Annotated in this window: 9 protein-coding genes; all 9 read left to right on the plus strand. The window is 37.3% G+C overall.

Going from position 1 to position 21347, the window contains the following annotated elements; all coding sequences use genetic code 11:
- The first annotated feature begins 67 nt into the window (after positions 1–67).
- On the plus strand, positions 68–1762 hold the full coding sequence (locus tag HGJ98_RS10845) for a hypothetical protein (protein ID WP_291351267.1): 1695 nt from the start codon (positions 68–70) through the stop codon (positions 1760–1762).
- A gap of 19 nt (positions 1763–1781) precedes the next feature.
- Positions 1782–3320 (plus strand): hypothetical protein, encoded by a 1539-nt coding sequence (locus HGJ98_RS10850; RefSeq protein ID WP_291351269.1) that lies wholly within the window; start codon positions 1782–1784, stop codon positions 3318–3320.
- On the plus strand, positions 3320–8620 hold the full coding sequence (locus HGJ98_RS10855) for a type IV secretion system DNA-binding domain-containing protein (RefSeq protein WP_291351270.1): 5301 nt from the start codon (positions 3320–3322) through the stop codon (positions 8618–8620). Before HGJ98_RS10850 ends, HGJ98_RS10855 begins: the two co-directional genes overlap by 1 nt.
- Positions 8617–9423, plus strand: a complete 807-nt coding sequence (locus HGJ98_RS10860; RefSeq protein ID WP_291351271.1) for a hypothetical protein — start codon at positions 8617–8619, stop codon at positions 9421–9423. Before HGJ98_RS10855 ends, HGJ98_RS10860 begins: the two co-directional genes overlap by 4 nt.
- A 12-nt stretch (positions 9424–9435) precedes the next feature.
- Positions 9436–13689 carry a hypothetical protein gene (locus HGJ98_RS10865; RefSeq protein WP_291351273.1) on the plus strand — a complete coding sequence of 1418 codons (4254 nt, stop codon included), beginning with the start codon at positions 9436–9438 and terminating at the stop codon, positions 13687–13689.
- Positions 13690–13932: 243 nt separating this feature from the next.
- Positions 13933–15597, plus strand: coding sequence for a phosphoadenosine phosphosulfate reductase family protein (locus HGJ98_RS10870; protein ID WP_291351275.1), 1665 nt, complete (start codon positions 13933–13935; stop codon positions 15595–15597).
- On the plus strand, positions 15597–16502 hold the full coding sequence (locus HGJ98_RS10875; RefSeq protein ID WP_291351277.1) for a DUF4007 family protein: 906 nt from the start codon (positions 15597–15599) through the stop codon (positions 16500–16502). The genes HGJ98_RS10870 and HGJ98_RS10875 overlap by 1 nt, the downstream gene beginning before the upstream one ends.
- Positions 16495–20160: a DUF6079 family protein gene (locus HGJ98_RS10880; RefSeq protein ID WP_291351278.1), complete on the plus strand. Its 3666-nt coding sequence runs from the start codon at positions 16495–16497 to the stop codon at positions 20158–20160. The genes HGJ98_RS10875 and HGJ98_RS10880 overlap by 8 nt, the downstream gene beginning before the upstream one ends.
- A gap of 7 nt (positions 20161–20167) precedes the next feature.
- Positions 20168–21319 carry an aminotransferase class V-fold PLP-dependent enzyme gene (locus tag HGJ98_RS10885; protein ID WP_291351280.1) on the plus strand — a complete coding sequence of 384 codons (1152 nt, stop codon included), beginning with the start codon at positions 20168–20170 and terminating at the stop codon, positions 21317–21319.
- Positions 21320–21347: the final 28 nt, after the last annotated feature.

Consider the following 21347-nt stretch of genomic DNA (forward strand, 5'->3'; position numbering starts at 1 on the left):
AATAAGGCATGATTATATAAAATATTAAAAAAAGCCATAGAAAATAATTTTCATGAGGTGAAATCATGTGGAAAAAATAGTTCCTAACTCCGAGTATATTAAATATTTAAACACATTGCACAATGTGGGTGCGAGAAATGAAAACGCATATGCTGAGTCTAACCAGAATAATCCTTTTTTTCACAAGACAATAGTAAAACGACCAACGGGTGCCTTCATCATCGATAAACTTACAAATGAAGAACCTCATATCATCATATTAACTGGTCATGCAGGCGATGGAAAAACCAGCCTGCTATTGCAGGTCCTCAATGATTTGGGGTTACTTAATGAACAAGAATTGAAGCCCTTCGATGAAATTGTTTTACCGAACGGAAAATCATGTTTATATATTAAGGACTTTAGCGAACTTTCGGAACATGAACGCAAAAGTAAAATGAAGGATTTTTTAGAATATCCTGTCCAAGATAAATATGTAATTCTAATTGCTAATACAGGACCATTGCTAAATACATTTGAAGAAATTCTTGGTGAGGATGCGCAAATTAAGCTTTTGAATCTTATCGATGAAAATAGCGGTTCAATTGAAGAAATTTGTGGTTCCAAAATTAGAACCATCAATGCTGCCGGAATAGACAATACTTCGTTTGCCAAACCTTTTCTTGAAAATATTATTGAAGATAGTTTATGGGTTCGATGCGAACAGTGCCTTAAAGTTAAAAACTGTCCAATTAAATTTAATCAAATCATCGTATCACAGAACTTCGCCAAGGTTAGCGATTTTTTGACTTCTCATTATATTTGGCAACAGGAGCATGGCAAAAGGCTGACGATTAGACAGATTACTGCTCATTTAAGCTTTGCAATAACAGGTGGCTTAGAGTGCAAAAAAGTCAAGAATATAGATAACGGTAACTACCTGTTCGATTTCCTCTTTACAAATTCAATATTCGGTTATTCGGGATTCAAGGTTAATAAGGATGCGTTAGAAATACAGGCAATATCTGATATTATGAATAATCATTATGACCAAAAAAGAATAGTTGCTGATGAGTCTATTTTCATCAAACAGGACTATTCAGCACTCCCTCAGAAACTTCAGACTCTTGCTCGTGAGTTAGGAATTAAGAATCACTATTCAACACGCTGGCAAGCAGCAGTTAGAAGAATGTACTATCTAGTTAATATCGAGACGGATGATAAAGTTAATACTAAATTGCTAAAGGATGGATTCTCGAACAGCTACCCACGATATTTAGAGTTAAGGCGGGGAGCAAGTACTAATAATGATGATAAAATGCTTGTCTTAGACGCATTGGCTATGATTTTCATTGGCGACACCTATCAAAGTAAGAATAGCATTCCCTTGACATTGAAGAGAGGAAGTGGAATCACACAAAGTGTACAGATGGTTCACGATGTCGTGTATTCAAGAGATATTAAGGTTAAGACCTTATACAGTAATAAGTGTAACTTTGATGGTGAGAGGCGAAGGAGTGAGTTAAGGATGGAAGTATGCGGAAAGGAAATTACATATCCTATCGCATTGCCACTCCTTAATTATTTTGAGGATATCCGAAACGGAATTGTAACGACAAATATAGACCCTCAATTGTCTCACGGAATCGATAGCATCAAAGCTCAGATTCTTGCGTGCTGTGCACAAAGTGAAGATGGAAGACTAGAGTTGATGGTGATGAAAACAAATAAGTGGGAGACAATAACTTTATACGAGGAAAATAATAAATGGAAGCTAGACTGAGTTTAGGAGGATCAAACCAATGAATGTATATCCTAAAAATGGGAGGACTACATCGGGGCGAAATAATATAGCAATACAAGTTTATGGAGATAGAATCCATATCGACCAGACTCTATATGAGTATTTAATTGAGTTTTTACTTGTTTTCTCATCGATTAAAGATAAAGGTGATAAATCAGGTGCTATGGAATTTCATAAACAGAGCGATAGCATTATGAATTATTATGTTTATCCGAGAATAGGATTAAAACGTTTTATTTTTTTTGATAGGGCTAAAAAAAATTCCAAAATAACTGTTGATGAAAAAGCCTATAAACAAATTTGTGAAATGCTTAAGAAAAGCGTGAATTGTAATGACCAAGAACAGGCTAAAGAGGTGGTAGAAGCTATACAGGATTTACTGCATGGTTATGCTGCGGTATTGAAAAATCGTTCTTGGTGTGCACAAGCACTACTCCCTATATGTCCAGAGTTAATATTTTGCGAAGAAATGCCATTAGATCAGGAAAGAGCCGGATTACAATGGGATACAACAATCAATGACTCTGGATTTAGCGATGAGATGCTTAAAATTGAGACCTGTTTTGATGGTACAAGGCATAATTTCTTAGCTCGTGGGGGTGAAGTGTATTATCTTCACATATTGCAGGGACTTGAGGCGTGCGAGGATACAACACGGATCAAGCTTGAGAAAGGTCTGAGAAATTTACTTACTGCTCAGAACAAGAATTTTTCAAGTATAGCAAACTGGATACAAAGCACATGGGAACGCGAAATGCATTTGGATGCTGAAAAAATGGTTGAGGAAAAACGTTTAGAGTTTATTCCAGCAACCGGTTATATTAATTGTGCTCAGAAGACAATTGATGAGCTTATAACATTCCTTTCAAATGAAATGCATCCAATCATGCGAATCGAAATCTTAGCAAAAGGTGTAGTCTTTCAGATAATGCGGATGATGTGTGAAAGAACAAGCGACTATTTAGGGAAGGGTAGCATGCCTTGGATTGTAGACATGCGTTCTAAAAAGTCGGGAAAAACTGTCATGCATCTTTCGGCCGATAGTTTTAAAAATATCGAAGAAGCTTTTGTTTGTGCTATCAATAAAAGAATAGTTGAGTTTCGTGAAGAGAATAATGGGGACTTGAAGGATACACCATACAAGTATCTTACCGAGGCTAGAAAGAAAACTTTAGATGTTTTTAGAAAACTTGGCAAAGAAATGCAATGTATTATTCCTTCAAATGGAGCAATGGAGCGATTTTCATTGTCTGAGGATATTGTAAAGTTTCTTGTTCTTTCAATCATTAAGCCGGGCGATAAAATGACAATAGATATATTTCTAAAAGAGTTATTTGAACATTATTCCCTGGTCATAGGGCCTGAACAATATAAGGCGGCGTGTGCAAGTGAAGCTAAAATGGATATCGAGTTGACTAACTGTTTTATGAATAACATGAAAGCATTTCAGGATTTCTTGAAGAACACAGGGTTTTTACGTGATTTATCTGATGCAACTTCGATAGTAGTAAATCCATTTACGGAGGTAACCATGTAATGAACTATATTGTATCCACTTTGCTGAATTACATTGACAAGCAAAAGCCTCAAGAAACGGGTAAAACTATTTTTCGTATAGATGGTTTCGAGGATATCAGAGTCTATGAAGCATTATGTAAAGCACTAAAAAACAAGTATGAATCTAGTGATATGATTTTAGAAGCCAAGTTGTCGAATGAGAAATGGAATACTTTTAAGGAAAATATTACACCGGAATGTAGTCCGGCTGCTCAATCGATGGAAAACAATAACTGGATTGCACGTGAACATAGTCTGACGTATTACAGGAATTTGCCAGCTCCAATCATGATCGTATTGATGGGATCGGAAGAGGTTCAAGATAAAGAGGGCCTTAAAGATTGCTATTATATAGATGCCCACAGAATAGAATCTGATATCAAAGGAAAATATCATCGGATATTTAAACAACCTACATTTGAGTGGACAGCTGAAGAGGAGAAATGTATTAACAAGCTGTATAAGGATTTGTTCGAATTAGTTCCAATGAACATTTATAAACTCAGCTGTATGGCAGATAGTTGGAAAGATATTGATGGGATTGAAAAGCTTGTTGAACATTATTTTGGATCACTAAACTTGTGGGGTATTCCTAAAAGAAAAGCGTCCATACCTGCACCATCAAAAATCATTAATATTTCAAGGAATATCATACAGCCTGCGTATGAGTTTATCGACCGAAAACCATTCAGGAAGATGTCTCAGAAGCAGTATGGAAAATTTAGAGAAAAAATTAAGGTTTATAACGTAAAAGACAATGTATATTCGGACGGATGGGAAGGATGGATGCTGCAGTCTATTCCAAACTATGATGAGTATGCGTCTGTGTTAGAAGAATTCATTTTAGGAAAAGACATTGAACAGAATCGATCAGTCTTGCTGGGAGTGGATTATTCCATTACCGAAGCTGTGCTTGGGTTAAAATTACCCACTACTGAGACAATATCTAAACCAAAAATAGGACATGTTACGGGTACTCCCCTTAATGCCATGGCAAAAGCTATTTTTATGGCTTTTGAGAACTGGGGCTTAGGAGATCAGGCCAATCTATGTAAAATAGAAATAGTGTTTAATAGTGCAGAGCTTATCAATGCCATAGATCACGTGGAAAAAAACAACGCTGATAGTCAGCTTGTTAATAGATGGAGAACCATCTGTTGGCATGTAGGCGGAGTTATAGATTATATTGCAAAACGCAACTGGAATTTTGCTAACAAAGATATTGAAATTGTGAGTAATCCGTCTGATTTCTTTGCGCCTAAGAAAGCGTACAAACAGATTGAAGAGAACAGAGTGTTTGCTGCTGGCGCGAATAGAAGGTTAAATAAAATTAATTTTACCGTAAAATATTTTGATGAAAACGAAATAGACCTTGAAAAATCAAAAGATTTCGATTGGTTATTTTCCAACGATGATGGATGGCTTTATTCGTTCTCAGATATATGTTTTGATTATGAGCAGCGCTTAGAAAAATATGCTACAGCGTTTATTCCGCTTGCGACGATCAAAGATATTACTTCGCTACTCTATGCAAAAAGTGAAGAAGAGTTTCTCGACAGTTTTGAAAGCGTAAGTGTTGCATATAATAATGATTTGCTGCGATTTGTAGACATGAAATCTGCGGCAAGTGGAAACTATGAGTGGTCAGCAGATTTTCATAAGCTTGGGGAAGATTATACCGCTTTTTGCCAAGCATTATTTGAGAATGGATTTTATACGGATTTATGTGACAACCTTGGTTCAAAACTCACAAGATTTGTAAATACGTATACTGAACTTGGCAAGAAGGTAATCGCACAAATATTGCCCGAAAACTTGCAATGGGTCCTTAATGTCTATATCCATTCCTTTTGTATAGAAGCTTCAACAGATGCAGTAATAACTGAGGAAGAAACTGAATGTTGTATTATTCCACCCTGGCATCCAAGTGTATTGCAGAAATTGCGAGATCAGGCAGTTTTCATCATGGACGGTTGTGAGCAATGGTGGGAACAGAGTATCAATAATGAGAGGAAAATTACACAGTCAGGGATAATAAAGATTGTTGAAGAATTAGAACAGCTTACTCAAATTCATGAGGCGATTGATATTTTCCCAACTAAAAATAACCAGTACTTTGGTGGGCTCAGAGCTTTTGGAGGGTACTGCATTTGCGGAAATACAAACTTGAGTGGTGGAAATAGATTAAGAGATATAATTCACAAAGAAGCAGTATTTGACGATGATTTTAAAGATCAGATGTTTACGAAGATAGACACAGAATCACAGATGATTTATGATGTGATCTCTGACTATGTTAAAGCGTTTCCAAACTCTGCAGATGCATTGTCGATAGCAATCATTGATCCCTCGGAGTTACAGCCTATTGTTGCGGCGATACATAAACATATAGAATTGCAAAAGAAGAATAACGCTAATAAAGAAGATGTGAGAATTAGCATCAAGCTAAATATATTAGTAAAACCTGAGAATAAGGGGGGGAGAAACTATCTTGCTTACTGGGTGGACACCTTTTTTTCCCAGGATGAGAATATCGATATTCGCATTTTCTTAAATGAGTGGCGAAAGAAAGAAGACCTGAATCGCCTTTTAGATGATAATATCGATATCGTATTTTTAATGGATGTATTAAAGGTTAACAGCCTGAGCTTTATCCCATCGAACGGTGATGTTAATTATCCTGTCAGTGATTGCTTATTTCCTATCGTATTCAAGCCGATGCCTGCTTCACGGACTAGTGTAAAACGCCGGATTGAATTAACGCAGAAACAATTTGATGCAGCTACAACCCATAGCCAGGTCGTATACTATCGGAATAATATAGAACAGGACCACACTAAAAAAGTAATTGTTGCTCGAGAAGTGAGCATTGATAAAGAAAGACAAGATTTAATATATATGCTCCATCAGAAGGCATATTGGGTTGTGTGCATTGATGGAGGTATGGATGGAGCACTTCTGCGAAACGATGCGGAAAGAAAAGATGAATATGCGATTATCGGCTTTGGAACAGGAAAAGGACCACATGGCCAGTATAACCTGACAATTACTGCCCGAAATTCTATTATTGCCAAGGTCGAAAAGAGATTTGAAGATAGGCTGAGACAGTTATTCAAATGGAATGTTGTTAAAATTCATGATGCAGCCAAAATCTGCATTAAGGAAGCAAGTAATTTGGATGGTATCAGCTTATTAAGTGCAATAAACCCTAAAAACCATAATATTAACGAATTTATGGCGTATGTGATTACTTCTAAGCAAATGAAAACATTTAAAGCCAATCAAGCCTTAAATGTTGTAATATATTTAGACTCCTACAAGCACTGGTTTTATAGTGATGCATTCAATGGCGAACTGGTGAGCGAATCTCGACCGGATTTCTTGAGTTTGACGGCATCAATTGGTGGCGACGGAAAGGTTGTCTTGAAGGCAACTATTATTGAATGTAAAATTGCGAAATTTAATAATGCTGATCGACGCAAAGAAGATGCGGTTATACAGGTTAGACACGGCATTGATGTGCTATCGGAATTGTTCAACCCCAATTCAACTTCGGTCAAGAGGCGTTACTGGTTTGCCCAGCTTTATCGTGCGCTGGCCTTTGCACAAATTACGTTTCATGATGCTACCGAGGAATTTGACAAATTATCGTCGCAATTACGTACAATACTTGATGGCAACTTCGAAATTACTTGGAATGGAAAGGTCATGGGCTATTGGATTGATATGCCAGGGGAGAATGAAATCGTTGAAATGGAAACATCCTCTAATATAGAAGTTCATTCTATACCGCAAAAGATGATCCAAAGATTAATTTTGGACGATTCAGAAGCGGATGTAGAATATGTCGTTTTATCAGATATCCTAATTGAAGAGGAAGAGGATATTGAAGAGGATGATCAAAGTGAAGGGTATAAAGATATGGAAGACGTAGCGCCCGGATATGAGTATGCACCAGAAGCTGTAGATGAAACACCTGTTGAAGATCAGGACCCTTCAATTAACACTAACGATGATAAGAAGCCTCCCTCAGAAGTGAAAGATAATTCAACTTCGCCCGAAACAAATATTGACGGGAACCCAGAGGTAGATACGGGTGAGATAGTAGTTAATGGGCGGGAGACAGTTGTAGATAATTTAGGAGCTAAAGAAACAAAATTAGAAGATATTAAAGTATATATTGGTAAGGATCGCGTTGGGAATAGGATGAATTGGGAGTTTGGACACCCTAAATTAGCTAATAGACATATGCTAATTACAGGAACATCGGGACAGGGTAAAACTTATTGCATTCAGACTATGCTGAAAGAAGTGTCAAAAAACGGAATATCTGCGGCAATTTTCGATTATACCGAAGGTTTTAGATTGGATCAGCTTGAGCCTGAGTTTAAAGAATCTTTGGGTGAAAAAATCCATCAAAATATTGTATATTTTGATGGTGTGCCGATTAATCCGTTTAGAAGACAGGAAATCGAAATAGCGGGAATCAAATCCTTAGAAAAAATCTCAGATGTTGCCCAAAGAATTGCCAATATATTTGCGCATGTATATAGTTTTGGACCACAGCAATTTTCGGTAATTTATGAGTCCTGCCGTATGGGTATTGAGATGTACGGCGATAAAATGAATATGAGGCATTTTAGAGAAAAACTTGATGAAATCGGAAACAATCATGCCAAATCCGTCATTGCTAAAATGGCACCTTTCCTGGACAGTACAGAGTTTAAAGAGGAAGCTAACTTCGATTGGGACAAGATAACACAATCGGATGGAACTGTAACCATCTTCCAGCTCACTAACTTTGTCCGCGAGATACAGGTAATCATAACAGAGATGATGCTATGGGATGCATGGCATTACAATAAGAAATATGGTAACAAAAACACACCGTTTGTTGTTGTTTTAGATGAAGCGCAAAATTTGTCGCATAAAACCGATTCTCCAAGTGCAATGATTTTAACCGAAGGGAGAAAGTTTGGCTGGTCTGCTTGGTTTGCAACTCAATCGTTAAAAGTTTTGGCAGATGATGAAGTGGTAAGATTGCAGCAGGCTGCAGTTAAACTTTATTTCAAACCAACAGATGATGAATTAAATCGTATGGCTAAGCAGTTAGACCCGGGTGCAGCAAATGGGGGGATATGGGTTAATAATCTGAAAAATCTCCAAAAAGGCCAGTGTGTGTTTGTTGGAGATAGAGAAAAAGTGGGCGGAATACTATCTCCATCAGTGCCTATAATAACAAATGTTGCTTCCTTCAAGGAAAGGGAGGAAAATTCATGAGAAATTTAAACTTTCATCAAACATTCCCACCGACTTTAGAATATTTTAGTAGACTATTTGATGTCGTTAACAATGGTATTCCAATGACAAAAGAGGAAATATCATCAGCGACTGGTATTCCCACGGGGAAAAGTAGCGGAAAGGTAGAACCTCATATTGACTATGCTGTCTACATGGGGCTTCTTGAAGAAGAAGCTCCAGTTGGCGGGAAATATTCACTAAGATGCACTCCTCTAGGTAATGAAATTAGAAAACAGGATCCCGGGTTTAGAGAAGCTTTAACACAATTGATATGCCATGTACGTCTAACGTCACCGACAACTGGAGCTCAATTATGGTCAATGATTATTCGAGATATACTACCTAAATACAAAAACGGTTTGAAAGACAATATACTAGAGGATGAAATACGTAAAAAGATATCCGGCACAATCAAGACTGGGCCTTTTTATAGTACGTATAGAGATAGTTTTGATTTATTGAAATTGTTGATACGAGAACAACAAACAACAAGTATAGTGCCGCAGCCACTAATTAACGACTTCGGGTACGTCTATTCATATGCCTTGATTTATGAATGGGAAAAAATATTTCCAACTGACGACGAAATATCAGCTGATGAGTTAGAAAAACTTAAATTTTCAGGCGCATTTGGCTGGGATGCGCAACGTCAGTATGTTGCGTTAGAACATTTGGCAGAATTAGGTGTTATAAGACTGAATAGGCAGTTGTCTCCATTCACAATTTATAAATTGACAACATCAGATAAGTTGATAGCAGAATTATACAGTTTGCTGTGTTAGGAGTGTATTTGGATGCGTCTTGGGAATGTTTTAACTTTTCGTGAGGACTTATTCTTTGAGGGTGCCGTTCAGATTGATTGGTTTTATCAACTAGAAAAGGCTGCAAAAGTATCAGAAAACTTTGTGTTTCATGGAAGCGAATATTTTGGAGCCAACGAAGAACAAGCTGGGCGAAAATTAACGGACACTGCAACTTTTATGAAATTGATTGCTCAGAAGCTAGATAATGATCAAAGAGGCAATCCATTTACCTTGGCAGTAGCAGGTTACGGCACAGGTAAATCCCATTTAGCGGTAACGATGGCACAATTGCTTTCAGGAAAAAGGTATATGCCAGATACCTACCAAAAGGTTCTGAAAAATATTGCCCGTGTAGATAGTGATGCGGCCAAAAGTATTAGCCAATTGAGCGACAGGCCTAACTTTGTTATAGTTTTGAATGGCATGCGAGACTTTAACTTGCACTACGAGTTACTCCGCTCAGCGCAAAGAAGTCTGCGATTATATGGATATTCTGATGACAGCCTAAAGAAGCTTAACAGAGCTATAGAAACTGCATTTCGATTTTTTGAGAGGAATGCGGTTAATAACGTTGCTCTTTTTGAAGAGAAGGCAACGGCTTTTGCTTGGACGTGTAAAGGCGATGTACTCATTAATCGACTCCGTGAAGAGCTCGGAAACGAAGAAACGGCATTTAATATAATTAATGCTGCATATGAACAGATTAATGGACATGAAATAAGATGGGATGAAGGTGTTTCTGCAAGCGCAGTATTGGAAACGTTAGTGGCAGAATATTGCGGAATTAGTGGTGACTTTGATAAGGTAATTGTAATATTTGATGAATTTGGTCGTTATCTCGAATACGCATCTTCATCGACAGCAGCTCATTCGGGTGATTCAGCATTACAGCAGATATTTGAGTCTGCACAAAATGCAGAAGGAAATATTCAGGTTATTAATTTTATTCAATCTGATATTAAAACATATTTGCAGCGCGTGGATCAGACAAGTAATATCAGCAGATATATTGGTAGATACGATGCAAGTGATAAATATTATCTTTCTTCTAATTTAGAAACTGTATTTGCCAATTTAATTGATAGAAAAGATAAGGATATGTTTGAAAACTCAATTAAAAATTGGCAGCATTCTCATGAAGACAGATGGCAAAATATTTTTACGTTGATGTCCAAATGGTTACCTTTGAAGGGATTATGGAAAGAGTATAAGCTGTTCAGGCAAGTCGTTGTTGAAGGCATATATCCAATGCATCCGCTGTCATCATATATGCTAACCCAATTATCAGACTATTTACAAAATAGATCTTCTCTTACATTGGTCAATCGTTATATTTCAAGCTTGTCAGAGATGATATTAGAACTCGAAGGGGAACTGCCGGTAGTTTTGCCGGAAATGTTATTGGATGGAGATCTATACTCTGAGATGCTGTCTGCGGAGCAAGAAGGAAGACAGTTGAGTCAGCATTGTATTAGATTTGATAATATTTTGCGCAAATTTGGTGATAAGCTATCGGGGGATTCGTACAAGCTATTAAGAGCAAATCTAGTGCTTCGAATACTCAGATTTAGAACAACTGATTATGACGATGCTAAGGAAGCCTTGAGTATATGTTCTGGACTTGCAATCGAATCGATTAATCAAGAGCTTAATTGGTTAGAAAATGAGTATGCAGTTATTGGCTTTGACGAGCATGCAGGTTGCTTCGATTTTCTAGAGGATTCTAGCGGTGCACATGACTTTAGAACGTTTTTGCGCAGAATTAAAGCAGGACAAGCATTGCCAGCATCATTTTTGGATGACTCTTCAGTTAGAGATATGGCAGGAGTACTTTCACCTATTGCAACAAATTTCGCGTTTGAGAAAAAAATCAAAAGTAATGAGTGGCAATTTGAGCAAGATTTGTTTCCAATTAACGATTTATCTGGAGCCCTAATTGACTCAATGATATCGGAATGGAAAAACGCAAAATCGCCTGAAAAGATAAAGGGAAAATTGACTTGGCTTTATATCAATAGGGATAGTGACAATAAGGCATTAGAAAATGCCATTCGTCTATCGAAAAAGAGTGCCGGAACACCAATTGTGCTGATGCTACTTAATGATGCTGAAAATAGATTGCATAAAGCAGCGTTGGATTATTATGTTCTCTCTTCGGTAAGCGATATTGATCGAAATAAATATGGTAGACATTTTGATGATGCATATGCGCAATCAGAAGAAAATTTACGATCAGAATTTGACGTTCTTAAGAAACAGCGTCTAATGATTACTCCCCAAGGTGCCGTGGCAATGTCAAAAAGGTTGGGCATCACACTAGTAGATATTCTTAGTCAAATATACCCAAATACTGTTCCGTTTGACTTTGATGGGTTTGATAGCAAGCAGCCGGGTAGAGCTAAGAAGGCATATTGTTCGATCTTGAGTTTGTTACTATCAGGTGACATTAATTCTAATATAATTCATAGTTTTTCCGTCGAAATTAGGAATAGATTCGAAGCTACCTTATATGAAACGGGAGTAAACTCATGGAAGTGTATTAATTCTCAGTACCAGATTGTGCCACCGAAAGAAAAGTCAGCATTGAAGATCTACAATTATTTGGAGAAAAAGCTTCGAGCGAATGAAGAACTTAACTGCAAATCAATAATTGAAGAATTGTGCATGCCACCTTTTGGTTTAAATGAGTATACGGTTGTATATATTGTGGCGGTATTCTGCGCCAACCTTGCGTATTGTTTGCGTTTACAGTATAAGGATATTACTTATAGCGTCTCCAATTGGAAGGACAATGTTGTAAAAGACAACAAAGTAGATCTAGCAGTATTTCAAAAAACAATAATAAAGCTTGTGGATGCAGGCGCGATTGTTGATAGTTACCTTAGACTATTTGCACAAATCAATGATAATGATGATATTAGTCGAGTTGAATTATTAAGTAAAGAACTAAAGCAGTTAGTAATTTCTGAGTCCGTACCGACAGATTTAGAGGCGCAGTATCGTTTGTGCGAATACAAGTTGCAGGAAGGACAAAAAATTAGTGCATCGTGGAATAATAATATGGAATTGATTATGGATAAGGTGGCTACTGCGGAAGAAAAGGAAGATGTATATCAAGCATTATTAGCACTTCAAATGGTGGAGAGTTCATCAACATATGCTATGTTTACAGGCGACTATAAGATTGCAGAGGATCAAAGTAATGAAATTAGGCAAATTAAGCATAGACTTAGATCTTATCTTGAACAGAACATCCTTCCGTGGATCAAAAAACAAAAGTGCCAAACTATAGAAGCCATGACTCAATATGAAAAACACATTAAACGTATAGAGTCATTACTAAAGAGTTTAGGCTATTTTAATGAAGCAAATGCAGCAAACTCACAAGGAGAAAAAGAATTAAGAAGTAGAGTCGAAATTCAAGCACGGCAAGAATTAAAAGCAAATTGCCAGAAGTTTTTATCTGAGAAAGTATTAAATCAACATGTCGCTTATACTGCACTTTTTGATTGGGAAAAACAAGGGAATTTGTTATTGGAACAGATTGAGAAATTTCGGACTTTCTTGGGCGAGGAAGCGGAGGCTTTGAATACAAGAATTAGCCGACGAGTTAACGAAATTGTGATGTCACATCAAAAAACGAAGCGTGATATGGATGATATTTGGAACGATATTTACGAATTGGTTGATATCGATTCGGTAGAATCAATGATCGAAAGGATAGATTATGTCTGCAAGAAGGGGATAGCTACTTCGGATAGAGATGACTTCATTGCCTTGAAGGTTGTCCTGGATGGATTTCTTGATGACATTAAAGAGTTGCAAAGTTTAAAAGATCAAAGGAAGGCCTGCGAAAGACAGTTCCTGCTTCTAATGGAGAAATATACTAAAGAGGATTTGGAAGTGGACGTTTCTAACATCCTGAGTGCAATTGCCGAATCATTATATAAGAATATGGATTTAAAAGATAAGCAGTGGGAAGAAAAATATATTGCATCATACTCAGACAAGTATACACGTAAAAACATTTTGAAGTGGATATATGAGACTACGCTTTTACCAGGTTACTTATCCGAAGCAACTCTTGAGAAGTACCGTGTAACAAAACTATCTGCAGATAAATCATTAAGTGAGGCAAATATTGAAGATGTAGTGTTCCATTTCACAAAACTAAATATCGTGGAAAGAGAAGAGTGCCTGGCCAGATTAACTGTTTTAGCGGTGAAGGATCAGGAACAAGCTTAGATATTATAAAGCACACTCTATAAGGTCTCTGGGTCTCATCGCGTTATATTAGTTCTTTTAAAATGATGTGATAAAGAGGTTTAAGCTAAAACGTGGAATTATAAAATGAATTTATTATAGAACCAATGTTCGATTGCAGGAATTAGAATATACGCGTAGAATAAATTACTGGGGAACACTTCCCCAGTAATTTATTATTGCATAAATTAAGCTGTTACTTTGTAATCTGAGGAGAAAAACGATATGAGACTTTATTGGTGTGGAGAATGCAACATACCGGTGTATAAGACTACTTGTCCACTTTGTGATAGCAAGACTAATTATTTTGCGATGGATGCACGACCGGTATTTCCTGAAGAAGTTACTCTTTTGGAGATATTATTACATAAGAAGGGTCGGCTGCATGGTCGAAGCATTTGGAATGCTAAGGGGAACCGCTATTATGCAGATGGTAATCTGCTTAGAGACTTCTCTGTACAAGAAATCACAAGAGAATGGGATCCTGATCAAGTGCACCGTCTTTTCTCAGAAGAGAAAAATAAGGGATTTGATTATGACTCATTTAATACAATGATATCTAAATTTATATTGGCCAATAAAAAACATCTTCAAAAACTTGAATACGATAGTTTTGAGTTTATTAAGATGGCTTCAGAAAAGTATAATAACCGAATTAATATGGTTTCGTTCAGCGGGGGAAAAGACTCAACGGTTGTTTCGAGTTTAGTGAGAAGGGCGTTAGGTGCTGCAGATATATTACACATCTTTGGAAATACCACCTTAGAGTTCCCTACGACATATGACTATGTGGAACAATTCCAAAAATTCAATCGCCGAGTTCCATTTTTTAAACCAAAGTCAGAAAGAGACTTTTTTGAGTTATCGGAGACGATCGGACCTCCTAGTCGGGTTATGCGATGGTGTTGCACGGTTTTTAAGACAGGTCCTATTGCTGACATCATTGATAAATTAAGTATTGATGAATTAAGTATTGATGGAATAAAGAAAGATAATAAAATATTAACATTTTACGGAATTCGACGCAGTGAATCGACTCAAAGAAGTAAATACGAGGCTATTTCAAAGAGCCCTAAAATTGCCAAACAAATAGTAGCATCACCTATTATTGATTGGATTGATGCCGATGTTTGGCTATACCTATTATCCCATGATGAAGTGTTCAATTATGCGTATCGTTTGGGTTTTTCACGCGTAGGCTGTTTGGTATGCCCTAACAATAGTGATTGGGCATATTTCTTAAATAAGGTGCATTTTCCAGAACAGGCCACAAGATGGCGGGATTTCCTAGTCTCATTTGCAAGCAAGATTGGTAAACCCGACGCTGAAGAATATATTGACTCTGGTAATTGGAAGGCTAGACAAGGCGGCAATGGTATGGAGGTAGGCTTTAGTAAGGTGAAATTTGAACCTTGCGCCACAGAAACCAATGCGAGAAACTACACTTTAACCAGACCCATAACTAGAGATTTGTATGAATATTTTAAGCCATTTGGAAACCTAGACTTTGAACGAGGAAGACCGTTACTTGGGGAAGTATATGTATGGACTAGGAAGGATAAGAAAAAGGAAAAGCCTTTGCTTAGGTTACAGGGGAAAATAGGGCAAAGCCATCTCAAGATTATTATTGATCCGAAAGTTTTTCACAAGGAATACCCTCGTAAAAGCTTAATTTTATTAGATAATTGGATTGATTGCCAACTCCGAAAATATCAGGCCTGCATAGCATGTGGAGGATGTCCGGCGATTTGTAAGATGAAGGCCATAACACTTATTGACGAGCGGTATCGGATAGACTCTAGCAAATGTATAGGTTGTATGGAGTGCATCGCACATTATGATAAAGGTTGTTTAGTAACCAAAGTAACTCAAACGAGGAGGGTCATATAATGGCTTGTAAAATGGCCTTTGCCAGACACCAGACATTTCACTTCAGAGAGGGATGGCTGACCAAAGGATTAAGAAGAATAGAGGAACAACCCAATGTTTTCATGGCCAAAGATGCGATGGAACAGCTTGGTATCGGCAGCAACATGGTAAAAGCCCTCCGATATTGGCTTGTTGCTACAAATCTTACTTACGAGACAACGGGGGGGAATAAGGAACAGAAGCTTACGGATGAAGGAAGAGTCATCTATACGTTTGATAAATACCTTGAAGAAGAATTTACTTTGTGGCTAATTCATTTTCAATTAGCTTCGAATAAAGAAGCAGCAACTACCTGGTATTGGTTTTTTAATGTGTTTAAACAAAGAGAGTTTGATGAAGATCTCTTTATTAATGAATTAGAGTTGTGGATTAATGAGCAAGAAAGCGATGCTAAAGAGGTTTCGAGAGGATCCTTAAAAAGGGATTTTGATTGTATCATTAGTACCTATTGTGTGCACAAAACTAATGGTTCTAGTCCTGAAGATAATTTAATGTGTCCTTTACAGGAATTAGGGCTCATCGAACTTGTTGACTCAAAAAGGAAACGATATCGGTTTACTAGGCGGAAAGTTGAGTCACTAGACAAAGAGCTTTATTTATATGCAATTTTAAAATTTATGGATAGTAACGGTCACAAAAAGGATATAGATTTAGATGTCTTGCTATCAGCAGAAGGAAGTATTGGTAGGATATTTGTGCTTGGGGTATCCGAGTTAATTCAAGTATTAGAGATGTTACAGGTGAACGGGTTTTTAAGGTTGAATAAGACTGCCGGATTAAACCAAGTTACTATAACACTGGAAAGTGATCCTATTAGCGTAATTGAAGAGTACTATCACCAAATAGGAGTTAAAAAAGATGAATAAACGATTAAATGAATATATTACCACTTCGCCCGGGTTTCAATACTCTATAAATGTTAAATACGATCTTAAGAGCTTGACGAAAGTGGCAAACTATATTCCTTTAGCTCAGACGACCTCGATTATCACTGATGTAATCTTAGCTAATAGAGATAGTGGAACTCTCCGCTCGCGATTGGTTGTGGGGAACTATGGTACCGGTAAATCACACCTCAGTGTGGTTTTACTTTCAATTATGGGGAAGGTACTCTCGATAGAATCATATGATGAACTGTTGCGAAAAATCCGAGAATTTGACATAGATGCTGCAGACACCATTAGTTCAGAACTTTTAAATGAAAAGATGTTACCAGTGATTGTCTCTGGCTCTAATCAACCTTTTGAGCAAATGTTATTGGATAGCTTACAAAATGCATTAGAAGAAGCAGGGTTGAATAGCTTAGTGCCTAGCACATCGTATTCGATGGCACTCGAACAAATCGAAATCTGGGAAGGCCAATATCCGGATGCCTTTAATTCACTAATACAATACCTGTTAACAAATGATGTTACGATTAGTGAGTTAACGAAGGGGTTAGAAAGTCGGAACAAGAAAGCCTATAATCTTTTTACTCTTGCCTATAATCATGTAACCCACGGTGCTATTTTTCAACCTCCGTTACAAGGGAAGGTTGAAGATGTATATTTAGAGGTTGCAAGGCAGATGTGTGAACAGACCATAAATGAGAATTCGAAGTTTCGAGGTATTTTTGTTCTCTTCGATGAATTTGGGAAATATCTAGAAAACGCATGGGAAGAAAAAAAGACGGTGAATCTCCAACCCCTGCAAGACTTTGCTGAGGCTTGTAATTCGAGTGCTGAGCATCCTGTTCAGTTTATCCTTGTAACCCATAAACCGATCGCACAATATGCGAGTAAATATGGACAAGACCTAGTTAATGAGTGGAAGAAGGTTGAAGGCCGATTCAAGACGATTGAACTCATTAACCAGCCGGCCAAAGTATATGAAATTATCTCGAATGTCATTATAAAAGACAAAGGATACTGGAAATCATACCATCAAAATAATCAGCAGAGGATAAATAAATTGAGGACTCAACTACTCAATACTAGGCTATTCTCTGATCTACCATCGCCCGAGGAATTAGATAAATATATTCTCAATGGCTCATTTCCACTCCATCCCGTTTTAGTTTTTGCATTGCCAAGGTTTTCACAAAAAGTCGCTCAAAATGAACGAACGGTTTTTACATTCCTTTGCAGTAATGAATTTAATACATTAAATGAATACTTAAATAACAATGACGCAGATTCGCAGCAATTACTGACATTGGATATTCTTTACGACTATTTTGAAAACCAGATGAGAACGATTGATAGCTACGATAATATTCATGCAATATGGTTTCAAACTAACGCGGCTCTTAGTCGTTTAGACGAAGATGAACTAATAGAGGCTAAAATCATTAAAGCAATATCAGTTATTAAAGTTATTGGATTACCAACAGTGTTACCGGCTACTATTGATATCTTAAAACTTGCTTACAGTGGATCAGATATTGAACTCGAAAAGTTAGTAAGTTCCTTTCAAACACTTCTTCGTAAAAGAATACTATTTGAAGGCAGTTCAACTGGTGTACTTAAATTTATAGTGCCTGGAGAAATGGATATTGATCAGGAACTCAGTGTCCTTGCGGCTAAACGGAGAATATTCGTTGATCCTTGGTTAGTTCTAAATGACACTTTCCTTCCCAATCCCGTGTTAGCTAAACGCTATAATGATGAGTATTCTATGGTTAGATATTTTTCATGCCAATATGTCTCAGTTAACAATATAGCTAACGAATTAAATGATTTCGAGAGCAAATATGGTAAGGATGGGTTGATTCTATATGTATTACCTGAAGGCGAGGGTGATCTTGATAAGTTCAAGCAGATACTCACCCAGTTCAGAGCTGAAAGAATCATCTTTATTATCAACGAAGACTATGATACTGATAATCACGAATTAGAAATGTTTATAAGGAGACTTGACGCATTAAAGGAACTGTTGAAGGTTGTCGAAAGTGGCAAGCATCTTGAAGCTGATCGTATAGAAATTCTACTCAGACTGAAAGACGCTGAGACTGAAATAAATTCAATTTTAAATCGTACATTTGACCTGAAAAAGGCTTCTGTCTATTATCGCGAGAAAAATGAAATCAGAATAAATAGCAAATCCTCTCTCAGTCGTTTTATATCCGATCTATGTGTTACCTATTTTAATGAAAGTCCCAAGTTTAACAATGAGATGATTAATAAACATAATCTGACTGCTCCAATTATTAACGCGAGAAAGAAAGTAGTTAATGGATTGCTAAGTCAGTATATGGTACCAAAGCTTGGGATTATTGGTTCTGGACCAGAATTAGCCATCTTTAAGTGTTTACTTGATTACCCACGGATCGTAGTGGAGGATGAGCAAAATGTAGTGCTAGCTGATTTACAAACTCTGAGGGATAAGGGGCTTGTCTCAACACTTTTGAAACTAAAATCGTTACTTTCTGAAGCAGTCGAAGGTTTATCCGTATACCAAATTCTCGAAGTTATGTGTAACCCTCCATTTGGAGTGAGAATGGGTGTTGTCCCTATTTTACTAGCAATAGTTTTACGTGAACAAAAAAGAGAAATATTACTAATTGACTCAAAGGGAAAAGAATTTCCATTGAATGCTGAAAATATTGATGATGCCCTTAAAGATCCAAAAGGATACCTTTTATTAAAAGAGAATTGGTCCCAAGAGAAGACGCTGTTGTGTCATGAGTTAGAAGTTTTATTCAAGGAATATATGGATGATGATTCTAGTTTATCGGGACCCACAAAACAAATCGCAGATGCTTTTAGGCGATGGCTATTCTCAATACCGAGATTTACCCGTGATTCTAAAGGGTTGACACAGGGAGCTAAGACCTTAAGAAAATTACTAAAGACCGATAATCTCACAAGCACAAAGCTTATATTCCAGAAAATTCCTGACTTATTAGGGGTTCCAAGTTTAACAAGTAAAAACGACGTGACTACTGTTATCTCTAGACTCTCAACTTTAAAGGATGAGATCGATGGGTATCTTTCAGCGACTATTGTTAATTTAGAGCAAGATCTTGTTCGATCAGTTGAGTTACGTACAATAAATTCTCCTTCATTATTAGCAAGTTTAAGAACTTGGTATGAACTATTACCGCCGGAGAAACGCAATAACTTGTATTCAGATGGCACACAAAATCTTATGGATCTCGTTTCATCGTTCGCAGGAGAAAACTCATTTGATTTTTTAAACAGGTTGTTTATAAGCTTAACTGGCCTAAGACCAGAGGACTGGAATGATCAAACGGTCAAGGGAGTACCGCAAATTTTTACAGATATGTTATTTGAGGTTGCTAGCTTTGAATATGTGGTAAGACATGAAGGAGATTTAGGTGCCTCGAACGAAGTCGAAATCACATTTCCTCAGGACAATGGTACGTCGATCAAACGAATATTTACAAAAGGCTCGGTATCTCAAACGGGGAATCTGTTGCAGAATGTCCTTTGGTCGTATATTACTGAGTATGGTGATTCCGTAACTAATAATGAAAAACGGCAAATTGTGCTAACTATTCTTGAAAAATTAGTTAAGAGTTAGGTGAAATATGGAAGTATATTTAGATAATGCAGCAACAACATTTCCAAAACCTGAAGTTGTGATCGAAGCGGTAGCAGATTGCATGAGAAATGGTGCAATTAACGCAGGACGAGGCGCGTATCCTCTAGCACGCAAAGCCGATAGGCTCATTGAGGATACACGCTATGCTGTCGCGTCGCTACTTAACTATAAGGAAGGTAGGGTTCTTCTTACAGCTAGTGCGACGCTGGCCTTGAATCAGGTATTATTAGGTATAAGTTGGAGTCACGGGGATGTTATTTACTCAACTCCTTTCGAACACAACTCAGTGTCAAGGGTTCTACAGCATTTGAAAGATACCTCAAATATTAAGCTACTGACTCTTCCTGTTAACGCTAGAACTCTTGAATATGACCTAGACGCGATTAAGCAGATGTTTGAGAAAATGCCACCCAAAGCATTAGTTATGACTCATGTGAGTAACGTTTGTGGCCTCATTACACCGGTTAGTATCATTGCTGAAATGGCAAAGAGTTATGAAGCAATTGTTGTGATTGATGGAGCACAGGCGGGGCCGTTGCTACCATTACAGAAGGTCCAGGAACTAGTAGACTATTATATCTTTTCAGGTCATAAGACCTTTTATGGTCCTTTTGGTATCTCGGGTTTTGTTACTAATGGAAATTTTCCGCTAACTCCTATTATCTTTGGCGGAACAGGAAGTCACTCCGAATTACTGTCTATGCCGGAGGAGTTACCGTTTAGGCATGAAGTAGGGAGTTCAAATATTGTGGCCATTGCAGGATTGTATGCTGGATGTGGTTGGTTAGAAGAGACTGGAATAGCTAATATACGGGAGCATGAGAATGCTTTGTTAAAACGAACGGTTGAAGGATTATCTGAATATCAAGATATTAAATTGTATATCAGCAAAAATCTTGAGAATCATTTGGGAACCTTATCTTTTACGATAGATGGGTATACGGCGCAAGAGATTGGAATGATCTTATCGCAAGAATTTGGCATTTCAACTAGGACCGGATTACACTGCGCTCCCATGGCACATGCGTTCTTGGGGACTTCGCCTCATGGTACGGTGAGGGTAGGGTTCGGGTATTTTAATTCTAAGGTAGATGTTAAGTGTTTGATTGACGCAGTGAGGACGATATTAGTAGACTGACAGACGAGGAAAACTTTTATTTAGTAAT

Source organism: Desulfosporosinus sp., from assembly GCF_014237355.1.
GTDB lineage: Bacteria > Bacillota > Desulfitobacteriia > Desulfitobacteriales > Desulfitobacteriaceae > Desulfosporosinus.